The sequence below is a fragment of the Paracoccus aestuariivivens genome, assembly GCF_009711225.1.
Classification (GTDB): Bacteria; Pseudomonadota; Alphaproteobacteria; order Rhodobacterales; family Rhodobacteraceae; genus Paracoccus; species Paracoccus aestuariivivens.
The window spans coordinates 1-1,273 of the sequence record NZ_WMIE01000061.1 but is presented as its reverse complement, the minus strand read 5'-3'; the positions used below and the strand labels follow the sequence as shown (position 1 = coordinate 1,273).

The window sequence follows — 1,273 nt, the reverse complement described above, 5'->3', positions numbered from 1 at the left end:
TGACCTGCCCCCCGGAAGGTCCCTGGGTTTAATGTAGAGTTTGCTTCGCCGCGAAGGAGCAGACGACATGAGGAAAAGCCGCTTCACCGATGAGGAGGGAACCGTGGCGCCTGATGGCACCGCGTAAGTCCCGACGAACAGATCATCGGAATGATCAAGGAGCAGGAAGCCGGGATGGCGACGGCGGAGGTGTGCCGCCGTCATTCGCTCAGCCCGGCGACATTTTACAAGCTCAAGGCCAAGTATGGCGGTATGGACGTGTCCGACGCCCAGCGGTTGAAAGCGCTCGAGGACGAGAACGGCAAGCTGAAGCGCCTGCCGGCGAATGCGATGCTGGACAACATCGTGCTGAAGGATCTGCTGGGAAAGCCCTGACGACACCGAAGCTGCGGCGGGGGCAGTGCTACCGGCGGATCGGTCTGATGCTGGAGCGCAGGGGCATGCTGATGAACCCGAAGAAGCTGTATCGGCTCTACCGTGAAGAAGGGCTTTCGGTCCGGCGCAGGCGCGGCCGCAAGCGGGCCCGTGGAACACGCACGCCGATGCCTCTGGCCCTGATACCGAACCAGCGCCGGTCGCTGGACTTTGTCGCAGACACGTTCGGGGCGTCACGCAAGTTCCACATTCTGGCAGTCATCGACGATTGCTGTCGCGAGAACCTGTGCCTGATTGCCGACACCAGCATCTCGGGCGCCAGGGTAGCGCGTGAACTGGATGCGTTGGTGCGGATCTACGGCAAGCCCGATGGCATCGTCAGCGATCGGCGAGGATCAGAAAACGATCCGGGGGATCGTTTTCCCGAGGAGGGGAACTGAGTTCACCAGTCGGGTCATCTTGAAATGGACCGACCAGAATGACGTCGCCCGGCATTACATCGACCCCGGCAAGCCGCAGCAGAATGCCTTCATCGAAAGCTTCAACGGCAGCCTGCGCGATGAGCTGCTGAATGAGGACATCTTCGACGCCCTGGATGATGCTCGCCGCAAGATCGCTCTATGGCGCTACGACTATAACGCAGTCAGGCCGCACTCATCGCTCGGCAATCTGAAGCCCCTCGAATAACAATCTCGAACCGGCAGACTCTCGTTATGAACGAGGGACGAAAGGGGGGCAGGTCAAGTCCCCTAGACGATCAGGTCGGGCAAGTTTGGGACGCTTAACTCTCTCGGTGTTGATTTCCACCCAGAACTGAGCCGGGATTTTCACCGAGAAGTGAGCCATCGCTGACTATGGAATTCGGGTCATGCTTTGGTCAATGTGTGTGTGGTCTCCT

At 59.7% G+C, this 1,273-nt stretch carries 1 pseudogene; it reads left to right on the top strand.

The window, feature by feature from the left end:
- The first annotated feature begins 150 nt into the window (after nt 1–150).
- Nucleotides 151–1,062 (top strand): annotated as a pseudogene (locus GL286_RS22050) (IS3 family transposase).
- Nucleotides 1,063–1,273 lie beyond the last annotated feature (211 nt).